We start from the raw sequence: 18,502 nt of genomic DNA, 5'->3' as shown, positions 1-18,502 counted from the left end.
GAGGTGGACGCGGACGCCAAGGTGAAGCGTGTGCGCGTGACCTATCGCGCCGAGCAGATCGGCCTGGCGGAGATCGAGGAAGCCGTTACCTCCCTGGGCTACCGCGTGCAGCGCGCGCAAGCCGCGGGGCCAGGGGCATGAGCAGCCGGCGAGGCGTCACGAGAGGCCTACCGCGTCTCGCGCTGGCCGGCGTACTCGGGAGCCTGGCGTTAGCGGCGGAGGCCCCGGCGCAGGCTATTCCCTTCCACACGCCCACGGCCATGCCCTTGCCCCTGGCCGAGAGCAGCATTCGCAGCTTTTTCCAGCACATCGAGATGCGATCCGTGCTGCGGGACGGGGAGGAAATCCTGAACCGGGACAGAGTGCGCCTCGGGATAGACCTGCTGCCCCTCGTCGTGCCCTACGGCGTCACGCCGACCACCACCGTAATGGCAGGGATCCCCTACGTGTGGAAGACGTTCCGGGCCGGCGGCGGCGCCAGTCGGTCGAATCGCGGCTTTGGCGACGCCTTCCTCGTGGTCAAGCAGGAGCTCCTGGCCCGGGATTTCATAGCCGGGAACCGTCGCCTCGCGGTTTTTGGCGGCGCGAGCTTCCCCACGGGCGAAACGCAGGAGGATGGCGTGCCCCTGGCGGCTGCGCTGCGCCTGGGGGCGGGAACCGTGAACCCCATCGGGCAGGCCGTATACAGCCACGTGCACGACCGCCTGGGGGTGCACGCGCGCCTGGGATACTCCCGCGCGCTGGGTAGCGAGTTCGGAGTCCGCCCCGGCAGCCAATGGCTCTACGACCTGGCGCTGGGCTACCGGCTCTCCCCCGCCGTCTACCAGTCGGAGCGCGACGCCACTCTGGCCGCCTACCTGGAAGTGAACGGCGCCATCGTTGGCCGCGCCACGCGGCAGGGGGATCCCGTCAGCGACACGGGAGGTCACACGATTTTCCTGTCGCCCGGGGTGCAGCTCATCCCGCTGCCCAACTGGGCGTTCGAGGCATCGTTCCAGCTCCCCATCCTTCGTGAGCTGCGAGGCACCCAGCTCGGTCCGGACTGGTCCCTCGCCATTGGCGCGCGAACAGTCTTTTACCCGTTCGGGCCATGAGCGCCCTGGCAGGCAACCCCAAAGCGCGACACGGGAAGCGGCCTGGTGGGCCTGGCTGTCCAGGGGGAACTGCTGTCCGGCAGCGCGGGTTCCCATACCAGGGTGGGTATATGACACTCCAGGCCCTCTTCGGATAGCTGTGGAATGGAGGTTGGCGGTATGCGCGCAATCATGATCGCGGCGGTGGCGCTCGCGTTGCTGGCACCAGTGGCCTGGGCTCAGGAGCCGAGGCCGGCTCAGACGGCAAAGCAGGTCGAGGCTGCCCCGAGCGAAGTGGTATTGACGGTGGACGGCCTGGCCTGTCCGCTGTGCGCCTACGGGTTGAAGAAGAAGCTGGGGGCGCTGGACGGCGTCGACGAGGTCGAGGTGGCCCTGGAGAAGGGTCATGTTCACCTGAACCTGAAGCCGGGAAGCGTGGTGACGGATGCCACTCTGCGGAAGACCGTGAAGGACGCTGGCTTCGCGATCCGACGAATTGAGAGGCGCGGGGCGGCGCCGAGTGCTCGGAAATGAGCGCTGTGGCCGCTCGCTGGCGGGAGGCGCTCACCGGCGTGGCGCCCGTCGCGGTGCTCGGGACCCTCGTCTGCTGTGCGCTGCCCATCGCGCTGGTATCCCTTGGTGCCGGCAGCGTGGTTGTCTCGTTGGTCAGCGCTGCGCCCTGGCTGGCAGCGCTCACCCGCCACAAGCTGTGGGTCTTTGCCTTCGCCGGGTTGCTTCTGGCGGTCAACTATTGGGCGCTCTACCGGTCAGGGCGGGCATGTCAGCCGGGCGGTGTCTGCCACTACACGCACCCGCTGGGCCGGTGGCTCCGCCGCCTGTACTGGGTGTCCGTGGCGGCCTACGCGCTCGGCTTCTTTGCCGCCTACCTCTCCCTCCCCATCGCGAAGTTCCTGGGCTACTAGAATAGAAATTCCCCAAGCGGGCGGCATAAAGCTGGCCGGGCGGGTCGGCTCGCGCCTGCCGCGCCTTGCCTGGTGGCCGGGGCCCGGCAGGGCGCCGCGTTTGACCGGCTGCGTGCAGGGCCGCCTCGAGGCGGACGCGGGCATCGGCAGAGGTCGGTCCCCTCCGGCGCGCGGGCGGCACCTCTTCAAGGAACTGCGCAAGCGCGCTCGCTGCAGCCGCGGCATTTCCCGAGCGCCAGTGGGCGAGACCGAGGTAATAGTGGGCCAGCGGCAGCCTACGGCCCGCGTCTGCCTGGACAGTCGTGAGAGTTTCGACGGCCCGGTCGTAGTAGCCGAGCACGTAATGGTTGAGCCCGGAAAAGAAGCCCGTGAGTGGCCGCAAGACCTCGGCTTCCAGGAGCGAGCGCAGCTCCGGGTCACGGGGGAAGGAACGGCTCACGAGTGACCAGAGCGAGTCCACGCTCTCCGCGTTCGCAGGCTCCCAATGCAGCGCCTGCCGCCACGCCCTGAGACCTTCCACGAAGTCGCCGAGCATGCGGCTCGCGTCGCGGCCGCCGCTCGTGGCCGCGTGCGCGAGCCGGTACGCCAGGTACGGACGTAGCAGCTCCTCGAGCTCGCCCCCGGGCTCGGGCGCGAGCGCTTCGCTTCGCGCGAGGGCGGCCCGGGCCGCCTCCGGCCGCTGCTGCGCGTGCGCCACCAGGGCCGCCAGGGTCCAGGCTGTCCGGCTGCGCGGGTGCGCGCGCGTAACCAGGGTGAACTCGGCGGCCGCGGCGGCCCGATCCCCTCTCTCGAAAAGCCGGCGCCCGCGGGCCAGGCGGGCGGGCAGGTAGTGCGGATCGAGGCGGAGCGCGTGCCCCCAGGCCTCGAGCGAGCCGGGGTCGCTGCCCGCTCGGGAGAGGGCGTTCCCGAGCAGGGTGTATGCGCTCGGCGATGGGGCAAGCTCGACCGCGCGACGGAGCGCGGCGATGGACTCCTGGGCGTGACCGGCCGCACGCAAGCTCTCTCCCAGCTCGAGCTGCAGGCGCGCCGCGTCCCGCGGCCCGGCGGAGGCCGAAAGGTACGGCAGCACGCCATTTCCGGCCTGCTCGATCAGGCGTAAGTTCTGGTCGATGGTCTGCTCGTACAGCGCCCTGGGCGCGGCGAACTCGATCAGTCCGTTGTCGTCCGTATTGAGCGCGCCGGCGCCCGCGAGTGCCGCGGTCTCGCCCGGCCCGAGGCGGAAGCGGGCGAGCACGTCGGCCGGCAGGCGCACGCCAACACGGGCGAGGTCAGCGGCGATCCCAGGATCGGCCAGCCAACGAGCCAGCGCCCGCGCATCCAACGCGAACGGCGCGCGCGACCCAAGCAGGAGGAGGTCGGCCTCGGTTGTCTGCACCAGGTACGTGTGGGGAAAGACGCCTACGAACGTGCGCACCAGGGCCTGGAAGGAAGCCGGTCTCAACCCATAGAGCTGAACCCACTGGGCGAAGACGCCCTTCGCCGTGAGTCGCTCGGCCGCGAGCTCGAAGAACTCCCGGGTGAACAGCTTGGCCGGCCCACTCATCCAGGGGTTGGAGGGCTCGGAAACGATCACGTCGAACGTGTCGCGTGCCGCCAGCAGGTAGTTGCGGGCATCGTCGGTGACGAGGCGGAGCCGCGGGTCGTCGAGCGGCCGGTGGTTCATGTGTTCGAAGGCGCGGCTGCCCTCCACGACGGCCGGCTCAATTTCGATGGCGCTGAGTGAGCGGACCGGGTAGAGCGCGGCGGACCCGACGGTCACGCCGCTCCCCCAGCCGATGACGAGGACGCGCTCGCGCCGCGGGGCGAGCATGAGCGGGAGGTGGCCGGACAGGACCTGCGTCGCCATGTCTTCGGCGGTGGACGCGTCCACCTTGCCGTCGATCGCCAGGGCGAGGTGCCGCCGGTCGGCCAGGACGGGTCGCGCGACAACCGTGACCGTGGCTGTGGTCCCCTCGCGGTAGTAGATGAGGTCGTAATTCTCCAGCAGGCGGAGGGCGCCCCGCGGGGAGCCGTAAAGGCTTAGCAGGGTGGGGGCTTCCCGGTACACGCCGCTGGACATGACCAGCCGGTCCCAGCGGGGGGCGCCGCCCACGGCGAGCACGACGGCGGCAAGGGATCCGCCGGCCAGCAGCGCCCGGGACCGCCCCCCGAGCCCGGGCGCGAGCGCGATGAGGGCGCCCCCGGCCACCAGGTTGACGACGAGCGCCGCCAGGATTGTCTCCTGGATTCCGAGCCGAGGCAGCAGCCAGAACCCGGCGCCCACGGCCCCGAGGACACCGCCGACCGTGTTCGCGCCGTAGACCTTGCCGACCGTGCTGCCCACTGCGGCCGCGCCCCGCGCCAATGCGCGTACCGCCACGGGGAAAGCCGCCCCCATGAGCAGCGTAGGTAGGAGCATCACGAGGGCCGAGAGGGAGAACTGGCCGAGCGTGAAGAGGGGAGACCGCCCGCCCGTCCAGTAGAAGAGCGAGAGGAAGTACGAGGGCAGGTGATGGGCCAGCGTGAGGCCGAGTAGCGTGGCGAGTCCGATGCCCGCCTGGACCACGCCGAAGGACGCGACGGGCGAGGCGATGCGATCCGCGGGGCGAGCCATGGCCGCGCTTCCCAGCGCGATCCCCAGGATGAACGTGGTCACCATCAGCGTGAAGCTGTACGTCGAAGACCCCAGCACCAGCGTGAGCAGGCGCGTCCACGCCACCTCGTAGGCCATGGCGAGGAATCCCGACAGGGCGAACACGGCCAGCACGGCCCGCATCCAGGCGGTTGCCGGCGCGCGCGGGCGCGACGCCGCTGCGCCCGGCGCTGCGGGCGCCGGGACAGCCAAGGCCCTCGTCCGCGCAGCGAGCAGCAGGGCGATGGCGCCGACCGCGGCGTTTACTGCCACACCGACGAGAATCGTCCGCTGGAGACCCAGGGCCGGAAGAAGGAAGAACGCGGTCGCGAACGCGCCCGCCGCGCTGCCGAGTGCATTGAGCGCGTAAAGCAGACCGACGCGAAACCCGGCTTCCTCCTCGCTGCGAGCGAAATAGCGGCTCAGGATCGGGAGCGTCCCGCCCATGAGCGCGGTCGGCAGGAGGAGCGCGAGGAACGCGAGCCCGAAACGGAGCAGGCTGAACGCCGCGCCGGAGGGGTGGAAGCTCGCCCATGCCCACTGGTACACCGGCACCAGGGCTTGGAAGAGCGTGGGCACCAGCAGGGCGTAGGCACCGACCCCGAGCTCCAGGAGCCCGTACAGCAGGACCGGGCGTCCCCAGCGGTCTACGATCCGGCCGAACGCGTAACTCCCCAGGCCGAGCCCCGCCATGAACGCCGCGAGCAACGTCGCGACCGCCAGGCTGGTCGTGCCGAACACCAGCACGAGGAGCCGGAGCCAGGCCACTTCGTAGAGGAGCGCCGCGCCGCCCGAGAAAACAAAACACACCCGCAGCAGAGAGGTCACCCGACCGGGGCGCGGCGCATTGATCAGGGTGCTTCGCCCAACGCCAGTCGCCCGACGGGGTTCGGTCTCCGGCATCTCACTTCACTCTGAACTCGGCCGATGCCTCCGTCGTTTCCCACACCAGCTTCAGCACTCCGCCCTCCCCCTGCGCCTGGATCAGGATCGTGAACTGCTCGGCCGGAACGGGCGTGCGCCGGGTACGCATCGGAATCCGCCACAGGTCTCTGGTCTCGTCGTAGAACGTGCCCCACTGCCCCGTCTCCTGGTTGACGATCAACGTCCATTCGGCGGGCCCGGGAATCGTCCAGAGCGTGTACGTTCCGGCCGGCAGCGTTCTGCCATCGAACGAAAGCGCTCGATCCGTGGTGAAGTGCGTCGCGAGGTTCGCCCCGGTCCGCCACACCCGGCCCCAGGGGACGACCCCGCCGAAGATGGTGCGCCCGCGTCTCGAGGGCCGGCCGTAATCCACCTGGATGCGCGCGCCGTGCGCGAGTGCGACTACGCTGTCGCGCGGCGACAACTCGCCGAGCGCGCCGTGCTGGTTCTCGTGCGCGAGGAAGGCGCGCGCGACAGAGTCGAGATCGACCCAGGCCCGACGCTCACCGACGAAGCCCCAGGAGGATGACCGGCCGTCCAGGCCCCACACCCGCCCGGCCTCGTCCACATGCGCGTGCATCGTCCCGAGCTGCCGGCTGGAGACGGTCACGGAATCGCGAGCCGAGCGCCGGACCACGAGGGGGCGCGGCCCGGCCGGACTCATCTGCGTCAGGACCGCGCTGTCGCCCACGTTTCGTGGCGCCCGTCGTGCCAGGAGCTCGAAAAGCGCGAAGACCTGCGGCGCGGGGGAGAAGTGCGCACGTCCGGGGAAGGACCAGCTCTGTCGACTGCCGCCACTGCCGGCGGTGAAGTGCGTCGAATCGCCGCGGAGCACGACGGATGTACGGCTCACGGGCTGTGCGCCCGGCGATGTGCTTGGGTCGTAGACCGCTCCGTCGACGCGTGCCAGCGAGCCGTCTGGATTGAGCCGCGCTTCCACGCGCTGGAGGACGACCCGTGGGCTCCGCCAGACGGCTTCGGAGAGAAGGTGATCGCCCGTACGGACGTATCGTTCGAAGACCACCGTATCCCGACCGAGCCGGAGCACGAACGCGCCGCTGTCGGCCCGCACCTGAGCCAGGAGCGGGCCGGCGGAGAGGAAGGTTGTCGAAAAGAGTAAAAGCAGTCGATGCATGGTGTCTCCCGCACCGGCCGGGACGACAACGGGGGGCGCGCTGGTCGCCCCCCGTAGAAAGCGTGCGTCCCGGTGGGCCTGCTCCGTTCTCGTACGGGGTGCGCTACGGCCCTCGTGCCACGCCGCAGCGTCCCTCGCTTCAGCTAACGCAACGCCAGACTCACGACCTTCCTGAGCAGCTCGTCCAGAGATTTGCCGACGCTCCCAAGCCCCCTGTAGTTTCCGAGCGCTGCGGAGGGCTTGAGGTAGCGGATGACCGTCTTCTTGTCCTCACGCTCGTACAAGAGGATCTTCAGCGGGATCTCGAGAGCCGCGTTATAGTCGTTGTCGAAGACGGGAGTCCCGAGATCGGGCCGGAAGACGAAGTACGCCTTTGAGCCGCGGCGCTCCCGTCCTACCATGCGCTGCATCTGCTGATAGTTGGGCTCGCCAATGACCACGAGCCCCGCTCCCTTGAAGGCGGCCTCCAGCTTGGCCACCGCCTGGGTATAGGGAAGGGGGCTTATGTACTCGACCACGACCTCGCTGACCTTGATCTCCTTCTGCGCGAAGGCGGGGCTCGGCACCAGCCACACGGCCGCGGCGAGCGCAGCGACGAGGAGCACACGGTAACGCATCAGTTCCTCCTTACCGAGATTACGCATTCCCAGCACCGTCGCGTTCACTTGGCCACGGACGCGACAATGGTTTGCAGCACCCCATCGAGCGCCTGGCCCAGGCCCTCGAGTCCCTTGTACCTGGCGAAGGTATAGGACGGCTTTTCATAGCTGAGCATGGTGCCCATGTCCCCTTCCATGACGACGAGTCGGAGCGGGATCTCGAGGCCGGCAGCGTGGTTCGTCTCGAAGATCGTCTTGCCGTAGCGGGGGTGGAAGAACTCGATGGCGAGCATCCCCTTGCTCTGCTTGCCCACCATGCTGAGCATGGCCTGATGGTCGGCGGTGAAGACGACCATCAGGTCCTGGTCCGTGATCGCCTGCTTGACCCGGCTCACCGTCTCGCTGAAACCGTACTTCGACATCCCCATCGCCCGCCCCTCGGGCATCCCTGCCATACCACCCATTTTCTCCTGCTGGGCGAACGCGCGCGCCGGGCTGAAGGCAGAGAGCGCCAGAGCGAGGGCTGCGGCCAGCACCGAAGAACTCCTTGGACAACACATGGTCTCCTCCGCGTGAAGGTAAGCGGTCAGGAACGTTCGTTCCGTCCCGCGGGGTAATCGTTTCGGTTGTCGGCGTCCAGGTTCTCCCCGTCACCACCCATCCCTGCCGGCGCCAGCGCCTCCTCGAGCTCGAGGGCGGGAACCGGGGCGGGCGCGAGGCGCGGCGCGGGCTTCGCGCTGTAGACCTGGAACAGGAACTCCTTGACGTCGTCGAAGATGCTGTAGAAGACCGGGACCACGATCAGGCTGAGCGCGGTCGAGCTGATCATGGCGCCGACCAGCGCGGTCGCGATGGGGCGGAAGCGGTCCATGCCCGTGGGCGGCGCGAACATGGGCGGGATGAACGCCGCCGTGAAGGTGATCGCCGTCATGAGCACGGGAATAAGCCGGATGGGTCCCGCGGTGAGGATCGCGTCGCGGCGGCTCTTCCCGCTCCTGCGCTCCGCCTCGATCTTGTCCGTGAGGTAAATCCCGGTGGCCATCACCGCGGCGGTCGCGATGGTGAGCCCCCAGATCACGGGCGGCGACCAGTAGAAGCCGCGGATCCTCAGGAAGTAGATGGCGCCGAAGACCTCGAGCGGCGCGTCCATGAGAATCGCCAGCGTGGCGACCCACGACTGGGTCTGGAGCAGCAGCAGGACTAAGAGGAAGAATAGTGCCAGAGCCAGGCCCCCGTACAGCCGGTATACGTTGTCCAGCATGTCCAGCATCATCCCCTTGGGCTGCACGGTGTAGCCCTTGGGCAGGTCGACCGAGGTCTTGATCCCCATGACCACGCCGGCCGTGGCCATCTTGAGCCCGACGCCGCGGTACTGGCCCAGCACGCTCATGGCGTACTGGAGGTCCTCCTTGTAGATCAGGTCGGTTCCCTGCTGCAGCTCGAAGCGCGCCACCTCGCGCAGGGGGACCTGGTCGCCCTTGGGCGTGGTGATCATCACGTTGGCCAGATCGCTCGGATCCTGGCGCTGTTCCGGCCGGTAACGGATGAGAAAGCGGGAGTGCCGCTGCGGACCCAGCGCGCCTTCCGGCTTGAAGAACTCGGAGGTCATGCCGCCATTCAGCGCGTAGTACGCCTGCATGGCGATCTGCGGCACGGCGAGGCCGAGCTCCTTGGCCCGCACCCGGTCGATGACCAGGTGGTACTGCGGCATGCTCATGGACCAGCTCGTGAAGGGCTGCACCACGCCCGGCGTCCGCTCTGCGATCTGCTTCCCCTCCTCGCCGATCCGGGCCAGCGTGTGGAGGTCCGGCCCCTTGACCACCGCCTCGATCGGCGCCCGGGCCGTGTTGACCGGCGCGGCACCCATCTCCATCAGCCAAAAGCTGCGAATGCCGGGGATGGACGCGAGCGCCTCCTGCTGGACCCCGTCCATGATCTCCCAGATGTCGCGCCCGGTCTTTTTCCGACAGGTGTGGAAGATCGGATCGAGCCAGCGGTGGTAGAACTGGCAGACGCGTTCCTCCTTGTTCGCGAACGTGATCTTGAAGAAGGCCCGGTTGATGGTGCGCACGCCGTAGCCCGAGAAGTAGGTCCCGAAGGCCGGCTCGAGTCCGATCTGCGTCGAGACCTTCCGGGTCTCCGGCTGCCGGACCAGGATCTCCTCGATCCGCGAGACGATCTTTTCGGTCTCCTGGAGCGATGTGCCCGGCCACGCCTCCGCCTCGCCCACCGCCTGGGCCGTGTCCTGGAGCGGCATGCCCTCCCAGCCCAGCGTCGGCCAGATCTTGTAGGCGACGTACATGGAGGCCAGGCCCAGGGCCACGACGATCACCCGGTGGTCGAGCGCCCAGGGCAGCACGTGCCGGTAGAGGTTCACCACCTGATCGATCAGCCACCGGAACGGCGAGAGGATACGGCCCAGGAACTGGTCGATCGGGTTCTCGAGCATCTCCTTGTACGGCTTGTACAGGTATGCCGCCATCATCGGGTTCAGCGTAAAGGAGAGGAAGGTCGAGAACGCCATGGCCATGATCATGGGGAAGGTCATGCCGCGGAACCCCGTCCCCATGGAGCCGCCCAGCATCAGGTTGGGCGTGAGCGCGATCATGAAGGTGGCCGCCGACAGGAAGTTGGGCAGCAGGATCTCGTAGGACCCATGCAGAGCCGCCTGCTTGGGGGGCTTGCCCATCTTGAGGTGCCGGTTGATGACCTCGATGAGCACCACCGAGTCGTCCACCAGCCTGCCCAGGACGAACGTGATCCCCATGAGCGTCGGGGTGTTGATCGTCAGATTGCCGAGCGGGAAGAGGCTGAAGGAGGCGGCCATGGCCGCCGGCAGCGTGAGCAGCACGATGAAGGTGGGCGTGACCGTGCGGATGAAGACCAGCACCACTAGGCCGGTGATGATGAACGCCAGCATGAGCTCGTGCCAGGCGTTCTCGATAATGGTCTCCAGGAAGTCCTTGCGGTTGTATGCCACCTGGAAGGAGAGCCCGGGATACTCCGCAACGAACTCGTCCATCTTCTTCAGGACCTTGTCGATCACCGTGAAGTCGGACGCCTCGGGCTGCTTCACCACCATGAGGAGCTGGCCGCGCTTCCCGTTGTAGTGGTAGGCGCTCGTCTCCTCCGCGTGCGTATCCTTCACCTGCGCCACGTCGCGCAGGTAGACCACCTTGTCCTGCCACACACTGACCGGGATGTCCCCGAGCTTGCTCGGATCCTCTGGGATCATCGTGGCGCGCACCAGAAACTCGTTTTCTTGCTGGCGCAGCTTGCCCGCCGCGCGGCTCAGGTACTGCTGCTCGATCGCCGTCTTGATGTCCATGAGGCCGAGGCGGTAGGCCGCGAGCTTGTCGCGATCCACCTCGATGATCACCTGGCGCCGCTTGCCGCCGTACGGGATGGCCGACTGCACGCCGTCGATCTTCTCGATCTCGTCGCGCAGCACGTTCTCGACGAACTCGCGCAGGCGAACGCCATCGTAGCCCTTCCGGCTGATGTTCAGGTCCAGGATCGGGACGTTGTCGTTGGCGACGTGTACGACCCAGGGGTTCGTGGTGTTGTCCCGGTCGAACGGCAGCTCGTTCAGCATGTTGGAGAGGAGAGTCTGCACGTCGACCTTGCTGCGGTTCATGTCGGATCCGTACTCGAACCCGATGATGACCTCCGTGCGTCCCTCCTGGGAATTTGAGCGGATGAAGGTCACGTCGTTGAGCACGGACATCTTCTGCTCTATCGGCCGGGCGAAGTACATCTCCATGTCCTCGGCCGCGACGCCCGGGTACTGGATGACGATCCCGACCGTCGGATTCTCCAGGTATGGCTGGAGCTCCTTAGGCAGCTTGGAGTAGGTGATGATCCCGCTCGCGATCATCACAATGATGACCGGGATCATCAGCATCGGTTTCTCGATCGAGATCTTCGGGAGCTTCTTCAGCAGCTCGACCATCGCGGCATCCTCCCGTGGCTACGCGTGCTTCGCCGTCTGCACCCGGGCCGGGACCTGCTTAGAACTGAACCGGCTTCACGGGCTGGCCGTCCACCAGTCCGCGGTTCCCCTTCACGACCACCATCTCGCCCTCGCCGACCCCGTCCACGATCTCGACGCGGTCCGCCCCGGCGACGCCCAGGGTGACGGGCCTCGCCGTGGCGGTGACGCCGTCCGTCACGAAGACGGTGGGCGTTCCCTCCACATCGAGGATGGCGCGGTGGGGCAGGACGACCACCCGGTCGCGCTTCTCGAGGACGAAATCGACCACGGCGTACATGTCTGGCTTGATCCGGCCCTCGGGGTTGGCGATCACGACCTCGACCGTGCTGGTGCGGGTGACCGGCTCGAGCCCCGGGAATACGGTGGAAACCCTGGCCTGGAGCGGTTCGGAGCGCGTGGGGAGGGTGAGGGTAGGGAAGCGCACACGGGCCTCGGTGCCAGTGCGGACGAACGGCAGATCGCTCTCGGCCACCTTCACCTGGACGCGTACCCTGGACACGTCGGCTACCGTGAGCAGGTGGTTGCCGGGTCCGACCAACTCGCCCAGGTTGATGGTCTCCACCCGGTGCGTGACAAGGCCATCGATCGGCGCGCGCAGCGTGGTGTACTCCAGCCTGGCCTCAAGCGCCTGCTTTCTCCCCGCCGCCTCGTCGTACAGCATCCTGGTTCGGTCGTATTCGGACTGGGAGATGGCGCCGCCCTTGAACAACTTCTCCGCCCGCTCCAACTCGCGGGCCATGAAATCGTAATGGGCGCGCGCCTGGGCATACTCCCCGCCGATCTCCTCCCGGTCCAGCACGACCAGCGGCTGGCCCGCACGCACGCGGGCGCCGGCATTCACCAGGAATTGCCGGACCCAGCCCTGGATCCGCGGGTTGATCGGCGCCTCCGTGATCGGCCGCACCGACCCGGTGTACGTCACCGTCCGCGCGATCGGCCCGCGCTGCGCCGCCTCGACGGACACGGCCACCGCCCCGGCAATCGGGCTCATGGTCATGTCGATGCGGGGGCGCGTCAGGAAGGCCGCAATCGCTGTCGAGGCCTTCCAGATGACGAATAGGATCACCAGCGTGACCGCGACTTTCTTCACCCCGGGGTGGCGCTCGAGGTATACCTTGCCGTTCCGCCACGTCTGCGCTGAGGCGGCCTTCTGGACTGGTGGCAGGCGGGTTATCCGCTTCCCGAGGGTCTTCAGCGGAGTGCCAAGCCGAGTAGTCATTCACTCAAACCTCGTGGGAGGTGCGGTGCTCGTCGGTTCTACGCCCATCACCGGGGCAACTCGATCTCGCCGATCGCCTTGCGCAGCGCCACGTCGGCGATGTTGTAATCCGCCAGAGCGTTCGCGTCATTGACCTCGGCCTCGAGGAGATCGGCCTGGGCATCCAGCAGGTCGTTGATCACGCCCTTGCCCGTCTCCAGCTTGAGCTCCTCGATGCGGAGCGCCTCGCGCGCTTCCCGCAAGGCGGCCTCCGCCGTGCCAATCCGTTTCTCCGCCTCGCCCCGGTCCAGGAACGCCGTTTCCACCTGGCGCACGATCTCCAGTCGAAGCTGCTGCAGGCGCTGCTCCTCCGCATGCTCCGCCGCGCGCGCCTCGCGGACCTGCGAGGAGAGCACGGGGTCGAGGAACCCCAACGAGACATTGACGAAGACGCCGGCGTCGTCGCGCCACATGTCGGCCCGCGTGCCGTACGCCTGCTTGTAGAAGGCGTTGAAGGAGACCTGCGGCAGGTAGCCCGCCTGCGCGGCGCGCGTCGCGCTGCTCCGGGCGTGGACCATGTGGGACTGGGCGACGAACTCCGGCCGCCGGCGCAGCGTCTCCGCGACTGCCGCCCTCAGGTCGTAGTCGCGTGGCACGTACGTGAGCGTGTCGGAAAGGGTGACTGCCTGCAGCACGTCCTCGACGCCCATGAGCACGAGCAGGTGGGTCTTCGCCTTGGCCAGCGCGCCCGTCCGGCGCGTGAGCTCCTGGCGGGTATTGGCGAGACGGGTCCGAACGCGATAGAGGTCGAGGAGCGGTGCGGACCCGGCCTCCACGCGCTGCTCGACCACGCGCGCCGACTCTTCCAGGCTGCGCACCGCCGCCTCCGTCGCGGCCACCACCTTCTGCAGTCGCAGCACGTTCAGGTAGACGGAGGTAACGCCGAAGACGATGTCGTCGCGAGTGGAGGTGGCCGACGCTTCGGCGGCCTCGGCCAGGTAGTCGGCGGCGGCAATCCGGGAGCCAAGCTGGCCGCCAGTATAGATGGGGACCGAAACCGCCGCCTGCACGTTGTAGACGGTGGGCTGGAACTGCCGGCGGAAGAAATCGAGCATCTCCGGGCCAGCGGTGCGGGGGATGTCCATGTGCCGCATGGTCTGGAGCTTGCTCTCGGCGGGGAAGGTCTCGTAGAGGCCGGAAAGCGTCACGTTGGGCAGCCGGGAGCGCGACCAGTAGTCGTAGTGGGCCGCGGCCGCGTCTGCCGTGTAGCGCGCGGAGGCGAGACGGGGGTTCCGATCCAGAGCGAAGCGGAGCGCCTGCTCGAGGGAGATGGGACCGCCGGCCAACTCTGGGTTTTGCGCCAGCAGAGGCGCGGGCCAGAGCAATGCCGCAGAGACAACCAGCCAGAGCATTCGCTGCATGAGCCCCCCCACCATGCGGGGGCGTGGGCTCGTGCGCGCCGGTGCGGCCCTTTTCTCAGCCCACGCATCCTCGACCGTGTTTGCCGTGCTCATCGCGTTCGGGGCCAGAGCGCCGTTCACAACACCCCCCTCCTACCTCCAAATATTGAGCCCACGGGGAACGGCATCCCGGCCGAGCGCCGCCAGGATCCGTTCAAGAAGACCCCCCGGCAGGTGCCGCCGCTCCCGCTGCCGTCGGAGCACCTCCCGGAAGGCCAGCTCGAGCTCGAGCTTCTTCGGGCAGCCCGGACAGGAGCCCAGGTGCGCGTCCACCCGCGCGGCCAGCGGCGCGGGGAGCTCACCGTCGACGTACTCGTGCAGCAACTCGAGCGCAGTCCTGCACCTCATCTCGGACGCCGACATGCCCACCTCGGATTTCGCGTTCATGTGCGCTGCAGCTCCGCACTGGCCGAATTCCGCCCGTAGCCCCGGGCCGCAGCGTAGCCGAGCAGACTACTCCGGAGCTGCTCCCGGCCCCGCGACAGCCGCGACTTCACCGTCCCTTCTGGAATGCTCAGGATTTCCGCGATCTCGGCGTAGCGCAGCTCCTCCAGGTCCGACAGCACCACCACGGCGCGGAGCCGCTCCGGAAGCTGGTCCAGCGCCTGCTGGACCTCCGCGTCGAGAACGCGGTCAAAAACTGCCGCCTCCACCTCAGGCTCCACGGCTAAGCCAGGCTCCTCCGCCGCCTCGCCCTCACAGCCCACCCGCCTCCGCGCACGCTCGGACCGATCCAGGAAAAGCCGGTAAAGGATCGTCATCAGCCAGGCCTTGCAGTTCGTGCCCGGCGTGTAGCGATCCCAGGACCGGTACGCCCGCAGGCAGGCGTCCTGCACCAGGTCCTCCGCCAGCGCCTCGTCCCCCGCAAGCCTAAGGGCGAAGTAGTAGAGCGCCAAAAGCTGAGGCAGCGCCTCACGCTCGAAGTCCGCGCGCCGGCGCCGGTCTGCCCAGCCACTCGACACGCTCGGATCCTTGGAGGCCAAACCCCGGTGGCCACTCCCGGCAGGCGCTACGACGGTGGCCCGCGGTTGGCCGGCCCAATTACCCCCATGGGTATGTGGGAGGCCATACGAATGGCTGGCTCTGGCCGGCTCGGTTGGCATTTCCGTCCTGGTCTCGGGTCAGGTGCGAGTCAAATGCGGTCTCAGCAACTAATCAGCAACTAAACGGTTCGTCGACCGTTGTCGTTCCATCCGCCGGATCGCGGCTGCCAATGCCCGCTGTTGGCGGCGTCAGACCACGACGGCTCGCCCCCGGCCACCTGGGGATCATGGATCCCCGCTCCTTCATTGCGCGTTCGCTGCCGCCTGGAAGCCGACGGGATGGGCGTGCAGTTCGTCCCGTGCGTCAATGATGCAGCTCAGCTCCAGGTCGTCGAGCGCGAGGCCGGGAAATGCGGCCAGCGACTCCAGGTTCTCCCAGCGGATGAGGACGTGCGCGACGCGCGGGGCCGGAAGGTAGCCGCGCCCCCAACTCGGATGCTCGATCCAGAGGCCCACCTCATCGGCGGCGACCACCCGGGCGATGCAGCACGGAGAGGCGAGGCCGAATACCTTCAATGGCCCGATGTCGCGGAGGAGCACGATCGCGTAATGGCCGCAAAGTTCCGAGATCTCGGCGCTCATTTCGCTCCCGTCAGGCCAGGGCGCTGTCCAGAAGGAACCGCAGCGAGCGCAGCCCCTCCTCGTCGCTTTCCAGCGAGGGGCGGCGGAAGACGCAGCTCTCCAGATGCCCGCGAAGCATTTCGTGCGCGATCCGGTTCACGTCCGCCTTGAGGCGCAGGAAGGCGGCGATGACCTCCTCGCAGCTTTGATCCGTCGAGAGCAGCCGCCGGATCTTCCATACTTCGCCCTCGAGGTGGCTCAGATCCGCGCGGAGCTGGCGCGCCATCATTGCATCGAGGTGCAGGGACTTCGCGTCGGCCATGTCCAATCTCCGGTGCCGTCCGGCACGCGCCGCCGACGCGCCTGGGGGCGGCGGAGCGCGCTGCCGCGTCCTCGTTTCGTTTGCGCCGGCCGGTGCATCCGCCCCCACCCTGTAACGATCCGGCGTATCGGATCGTTCCACGGCGCGCTCGGCCGGACCCCCGGTGCCCAGCCAGGTCTACGCCGGAGGGCAACCCGCCGGACCGTTAGAGCCGCCGGAGGGCGTGTGGCAGCCTCGCGGCGAGTTGCCGGATTCGCCTTCCGCCACCCGGAGAGCGGACGCCGCCCCGGAAACAATCCTCCAGATGCGCGTCTAGGAGGATCCCGGCGAAGCGCTCGATCCTGTCCCGGATTCCACAGATCGTATCCAGTAGGCCCATGCATTCTTCCCCGGCCCGGAGCAGCGCCCGAATCCGCCGGACGTCCCGCTCAACGCCGTCTAGCTCCCGAAGTAGAGGGGCGAGAGCTTCCGGATCCAGCAGGACCAGCGAAGCGCCATCGGCATCGGCGCCGGCCATGGCTCCGGTGCCTCGATGGACGAGGTGTTTCGTGCGCGGCTTCATACCCAGTGGGGTATGTGTCCCTGCGAAAAACGCGGACGGATCCCGCGGCTCCATTTTATACCCTGGCCCGTATGAAGTCAAGTACCCCATGGGGTATCTAGAACGACTGGCGATGATCCCCAGGTGCGAAGTCACCGGGGCCGCCTTCGGGCGGCCGCTAGGAAGCGGCGCCAACGCGTGGCCCGCCCGGGCGCTCGCTCCGAGGCTCGCCGCGGACGCGCCGCCGCTCGAGGAAGGCGGCCAGGAAGTAGAGGGCGAGCAGCACGTCCAGCGCGATTTCGAGTCGCACGAAGATGGCGCCGCCGTAGCGCGGGTCCCAGTAGCTCACCGGCGCCTGCAGGCGGAAGGACCAGTCGACAGGAAACAGGAGCAGCGGGCCGTCGGTGTGGTGGCTCACGGTGTCGAGCGCGGTGTGCACTGCCGCCGAGATTGCGAACCAGCACAGTGCCATCCCCCCGGTCCTTCCCCACCGGGCGAGCGCCCAGCCGGCGGCGAACAACCCCGCCAGGATGAGCGGGGCGTGGAGCGCGTTGTGGGCGGCGATCCAGGCCGGCTCGTGGAAGAAGTACCGGTCGTACAGCTCTCCGAACACATCATTCCCCGTCGCCGGGTTGGCTGCCCGCGGCACCGCCAAGTACCATAGCGTCAGCAGCGCCAGCGGGAAGTCGGGCAGCACGGCGCCGAGCAGCGCCGGGCCCAGAGGCACCGGGGTCCCCGTCCTGCGCAGCCGGTGTACGGCAAAGCCGGTGACCAGGAAATGGGTCGGCGTCATCATGGCGCCGAAGCTCTCCTCATTCGGGACCCGCCCACGCCGTCCCCGCGGGGGATCCGTCCGCGCGTTCACTCATGCTCGGTCGTCCGGCTGCGCCATTCGCGGGACAGCCGCCAGCGCGAGTGCACCGCCACCAGGAACGGGACCGCGAATTTGAGGAAGGGCGGGATCATGGAGCCGTGCAGACGCCCCCTCAGCAGTTCCGGATGGTTAATGACCGAGAGCGACGCACCTACCACTACCGCCGTTTGTAGCCCCGCCCATACTGAACGCATCCATTTCTCCTGATGATGTTGTGACTGGAGCGCGTTCCTCTTCGCGCCGTCGAGTGTTCCAACCGGTTTGTAGAGTCGGAAGGTTCCCCGGCGCCAACAACGAATCAGGCTGCGGCGCAGTCTGCCAGCCGCTCTCGAAGTTGCGGATCGCGTTGCCGACGGCGAAAATGCGTAGCAGAACGTGGAAGGGGCTACGCGCCGGCGCCCGACGGGACGGCGCCGCAAGCCGGCCTGGAACAAAGTTTGTAAGATAATCACGCCCGGGACCGGGGCGTACCCTGTATCGGCTGATCATTAGTGGCTCAAGTGGCTCAGGATGCAGCCGCAGTCGAATGCCACCGGAATTTCAGTGACGAGCCAGTAGGAGCCTCCAGCAGGAATGAAGCGTCTGGCAATGGTGCAACACACGGGCCCGAACTCGCCGGTAGGGCGCGCGCACGGAGAACACCGTCGGTGGCGACGCCGCCTCTCCACCGCAGCCGCGCCCTTCCTGCTGGCGCTCCTCGCCCTCGCCCAGGCACTGGCCTGCGGCCCCCGGCCGGCAGACGGATTCCGGGGCAACTCGAGCGAGCGCCCCTACGTCATCATGGTCTCCTTCGACGGCTTTCGCCACGACTACCTGGACCGCTTCGAGCTGCCCAACTTCCGGCGAGTCGCGCAGGCCGGCACCCGCGCCGACGCGCTGATCCCCGTCTTCCCCGCGAAAACCTTCCCCAACCACTACTCGATCGCCACCGGGCTGTACCCGGAACGCCACGGGCTGGTGGGTAACGAGTTCTATGACCCGGGCCTGGGCGCGACGTACCGCATGCGAGACCGCTCCGCAGTGCAGGACGGGCGCTGGTACGGCGGCGAGCCCATCTGGGTGACGGCCGAAAAGCAGGGAGTGGTCAGCGCGGCCTACTTCTGGGTGGGGACGGAGGCGCCGATCCAGGGCGTGCGCCCCACGTACTACAGGCTCTACAACGCGCGGGTCCCCAACGAGGCGCGGGTGGACACGGCCCTGGCCTGGCTGAGACTGCCGCCCGAGCGCCGGCCGCACCTGCTACT

The 18,502-nt window shown here is 68.0% G+C and carries 16 protein-coding genes; 3 read left to right on the top strand and 13 right to left on the bottom strand.

The features are described 5' to 3' along the window. Positions 1 to 137 precede the first annotated feature (137 nt). Both HY703_10570 and HY703_10565 read left to right on the top strand, forming a co-directional pair. Positions 138 to 1,094: a transporter gene (locus tag HY703_10570; GenBank protein MBI4545631.1), complete on the top strand. Its 957-nt coding sequence runs from the start codon at positions 138 to 140 to the stop codon at positions 1,092 to 1,094. Positions 1,095 to 1,265: 171 nt separating this feature from the next. Then, positions 1,266 to 1,607 (top strand): heavy-metal-associated domain-containing protein, encoded by a 342-nt coding sequence (locus HY703_10565; GenBank protein ID MBI4545630.1) that lies wholly within the window; start codon positions 1,266 to 1,268, stop codon positions 1,605 to 1,607. A 210-nt stretch (positions 1,608 to 1,817) separates the two neighbouring features. On the opposite strand, the gene HY703_10560 is transcribed toward HY703_10565, so the two are convergent. The 13 genes from HY703_10560 to HY703_10500 form a co-directional block, all read right to left on the bottom strand. Next, positions 1,818 to 5,510, bottom strand: coding sequence for a fused MFS/spermidine synthase (locus tag HY703_10560; GenBank protein ID MBI4545629.1), 3,693 nt, complete (start codon positions 5,508 to 5,510; stop codon positions 1,818 to 1,820). Between the two features lies 1 nt (position 5,511). Further along, positions 5,512 to 6,666 (bottom strand): DUF2911 domain-containing protein, encoded by a 1,155-nt coding sequence (locus HY703_10555; protein MBI4545628.1) that lies wholly within the window; start codon positions 6,664 to 6,666, stop codon positions 5,512 to 5,514. A 143-nt stretch (positions 6,667 to 6,809) separates the two neighbouring features. Next, the gene (locus HY703_10550; protein ID MBI4545627.1) at positions 6,810 to 7,283 is read right to left on the bottom strand and encodes a DUF302 domain-containing protein; all 474 of its coding nucleotides are present in this window, start codon (positions 7,281 to 7,283) and stop codon (positions 6,810 to 6,812) included. Positions 7,284 to 7,327: 44 nt separating this feature from the next. Continuing rightward, positions 7,328 to 7,801, bottom strand: coding sequence for a DUF302 domain-containing protein (locus tag HY703_10545; GenBank protein MBI4545626.1), 474 nt, complete (start codon positions 7,799 to 7,801; stop codon positions 7,328 to 7,330). 50 nt (positions 7,802 to 7,851) lie between these two features. Then, positions 7,852 to 11,217 carry an efflux RND transporter permease subunit gene (locus HY703_10540; GenBank protein ID MBI4545625.1) on the bottom strand — a complete coding sequence of 1,122 codons (3,366 nt, stop codon included), beginning with the start codon at positions 11,215 to 11,217 and terminating at the stop codon, positions 7,852 to 7,854. A 58-nt stretch (positions 11,218 to 11,275) separates the two neighbouring features. Then, positions 11,276 to 12,478: an efflux RND transporter periplasmic adaptor subunit gene (locus tag HY703_10535; protein ID MBI4545624.1), complete on the bottom strand. Its 1,203-nt coding sequence runs from the start codon at positions 12,476 to 12,478 to the stop codon at positions 11,276 to 11,278. A gap of 47 nt (positions 12,479 to 12,525) precedes the next feature. Further along, positions 12,526 to 13,878: a TolC family protein gene (locus HY703_10530; protein MBI4545623.1), complete on the bottom strand. Its 1,353-nt coding sequence runs from the start codon at positions 13,876 to 13,878 to the stop codon at positions 12,526 to 12,528. Between the two features lie 132 nt (positions 13,879 to 14,010). Continuing rightward, positions 14,011 to 14,304, bottom strand: a complete 294-nt coding sequence (locus HY703_10525) for a zf-HC2 domain-containing protein (protein MBI4545622.1) — start codon at positions 14,302 to 14,304, stop codon at positions 14,011 to 14,013. Then, on the bottom strand, positions 14,301 to 14,879 hold the full coding sequence (locus HY703_10520) for a sigma-70 family RNA polymerase sigma factor (protein ID MBI4545621.1): 579 nt from the start codon (positions 14,877 to 14,879) through the stop codon (positions 14,301 to 14,303). Before HY703_10520 ends, HY703_10525 begins: the two co-directional genes overlap by 4 nt. A gap of 324 nt (positions 14,880 to 15,203) precedes the next feature. Further along, positions 15,204 to 15,542: a hypothetical protein gene (locus tag HY703_10515; protein MBI4545620.1), complete on the bottom strand. Its 339-nt coding sequence runs from the start codon at positions 15,540 to 15,542 to the stop codon at positions 15,204 to 15,206. Positions 15,543 to 15,552: 10 nt separating this feature from the next. Beyond that, positions 15,553 to 15,843 carry a metal-sensing transcriptional repressor gene (locus tag HY703_10510; protein MBI4545619.1) on the bottom strand — a complete coding sequence of 97 codons (291 nt, stop codon included), beginning with the start codon at positions 15,841 to 15,843 and terminating at the stop codon, positions 15,553 to 15,555. 719 nt (positions 15,844 to 16,562) lie between these two features. After that, positions 16,563 to 17,180 carry a metal-dependent hydrolase gene (locus tag HY703_10505; GenBank protein MBI4545618.1) on the bottom strand — a complete coding sequence of 206 codons (618 nt, stop codon included), beginning with the start codon at positions 17,178 to 17,180 and terminating at the stop codon, positions 16,563 to 16,565. Between the two features lie 65 nt (positions 17,181 to 17,245). Further along, the gene (locus tag HY703_10500) at positions 17,246 to 17,452 is read right to left on the bottom strand and encodes a hypothetical protein (GenBank protein ID MBI4545617.1); all 207 of its coding nucleotides are present in this window, start codon (positions 17,450 to 17,452) and stop codon (positions 17,246 to 17,248) included. 379 nt (positions 17,453 to 17,831) lie between these two features. Between HY703_10500 and HY703_10495 the strand changes: the two genes are divergently transcribed. After that, a partial coding sequence (locus HY703_10495) for an alkaline phosphatase family protein (protein MBI4545616.1) occupies positions 17,832 to 18,502 on the top strand: 671 nt, incomplete at its 3' end.

Source organism: Gemmatimonadota bacterium, assembly GCA_016209965.1.
GTDB lineage: Bacteria > Gemmatimonadota > Gemmatimonadetes > Longimicrobiales > RSA9 > JACQVE01.
This window is presented reverse-complemented; position numbering and strand designations above follow the sequence as displayed.

Bases quoted from the DNA above. Each gene is read 5' to 3' on its own strand.
- HY703_10540 (MBI4545625.1), bottom strand. From the start codon at position 11,217: ATGGTCGAGCTGCTGAAGAAGCTCCCGAAGATCTCGATCGAGAAACCG.
- HY703_10510 (MBI4545619.1), bottom strand. From the start codon at position 15,843: ATGGCCGACGCGAAGTCCCTGCACCTCGATGCAATGATGGCGCGCCAG.
- HY703_10530 (MBI4545623.1), bottom strand. From the start codon at position 13,878: ATGCAGCGAATGCTCTGGCTGGTTGTCTCTGCGGCATTGCTCTGGCCC.
- HY703_10525 (MBI4545622.1), bottom strand. From the start codon at position 14,304: ATGAACGCGAAATCCGAGGTGGGCATGTCGGCGTCCGAGATGAGGTGC.
- HY703_10535 (MBI4545624.1), bottom strand. From the start codon at position 12,478: ATGACTACTCGGCTTGGCACTCCGCTGAAGACCCTCGGGAAGCGGATA.
- HY703_10505 (MBI4545618.1), bottom strand. From the start codon at position 17,180: ATGATGACGCCGACCCATTTCCTGGTCACCGGCTTTGCCGTACACCGG.
- HY703_10565 (MBI4545630.1), top strand. From the start codon at position 1,266: ATGATCGCGGCGGTGGCGCTCGCGTTGCTGGCACCAGTGGCCTGGGCT.
- HY703_10500 (MBI4545617.1), bottom strand. From the start codon at position 17,452: ATGCGTTCAGTATGGGCGGGGCTACAAACGGCGGTAGTGGTAGGTGCG.
- HY703_10555 (MBI4545628.1), bottom strand. From the start codon at position 6,666: ATGCATCGACTGCTTTTACTCTTTTCGACAACCTTCCTCTCCGCCGGC.
- HY703_10515 (MBI4545620.1), bottom strand. From the start codon at position 15,542: ATGAGCGCCGAGATCTCGGAACTTTGCGGCCATTACGCGATCGTGCTC.
- HY703_10570 (MBI4545631.1), top strand. From the start codon at position 138: ATGAGCAGCCGGCGAGGCGTCACGAGAGGCCTACCGCGTCTCGCGCTG.
- HY703_10560 (MBI4545629.1), bottom strand. From the start codon at position 5,510: ATGCCGGAGACCGAACCCCGTCGGGCGACTGGCGTTGGGCGAAGCACC.
- HY703_10550 (MBI4545627.1), bottom strand. From the start codon at position 7,283: ATGCGTTACCGTGTGCTCCTCGTCGCTGCGCTCGCCGCGGCCGTGTGG.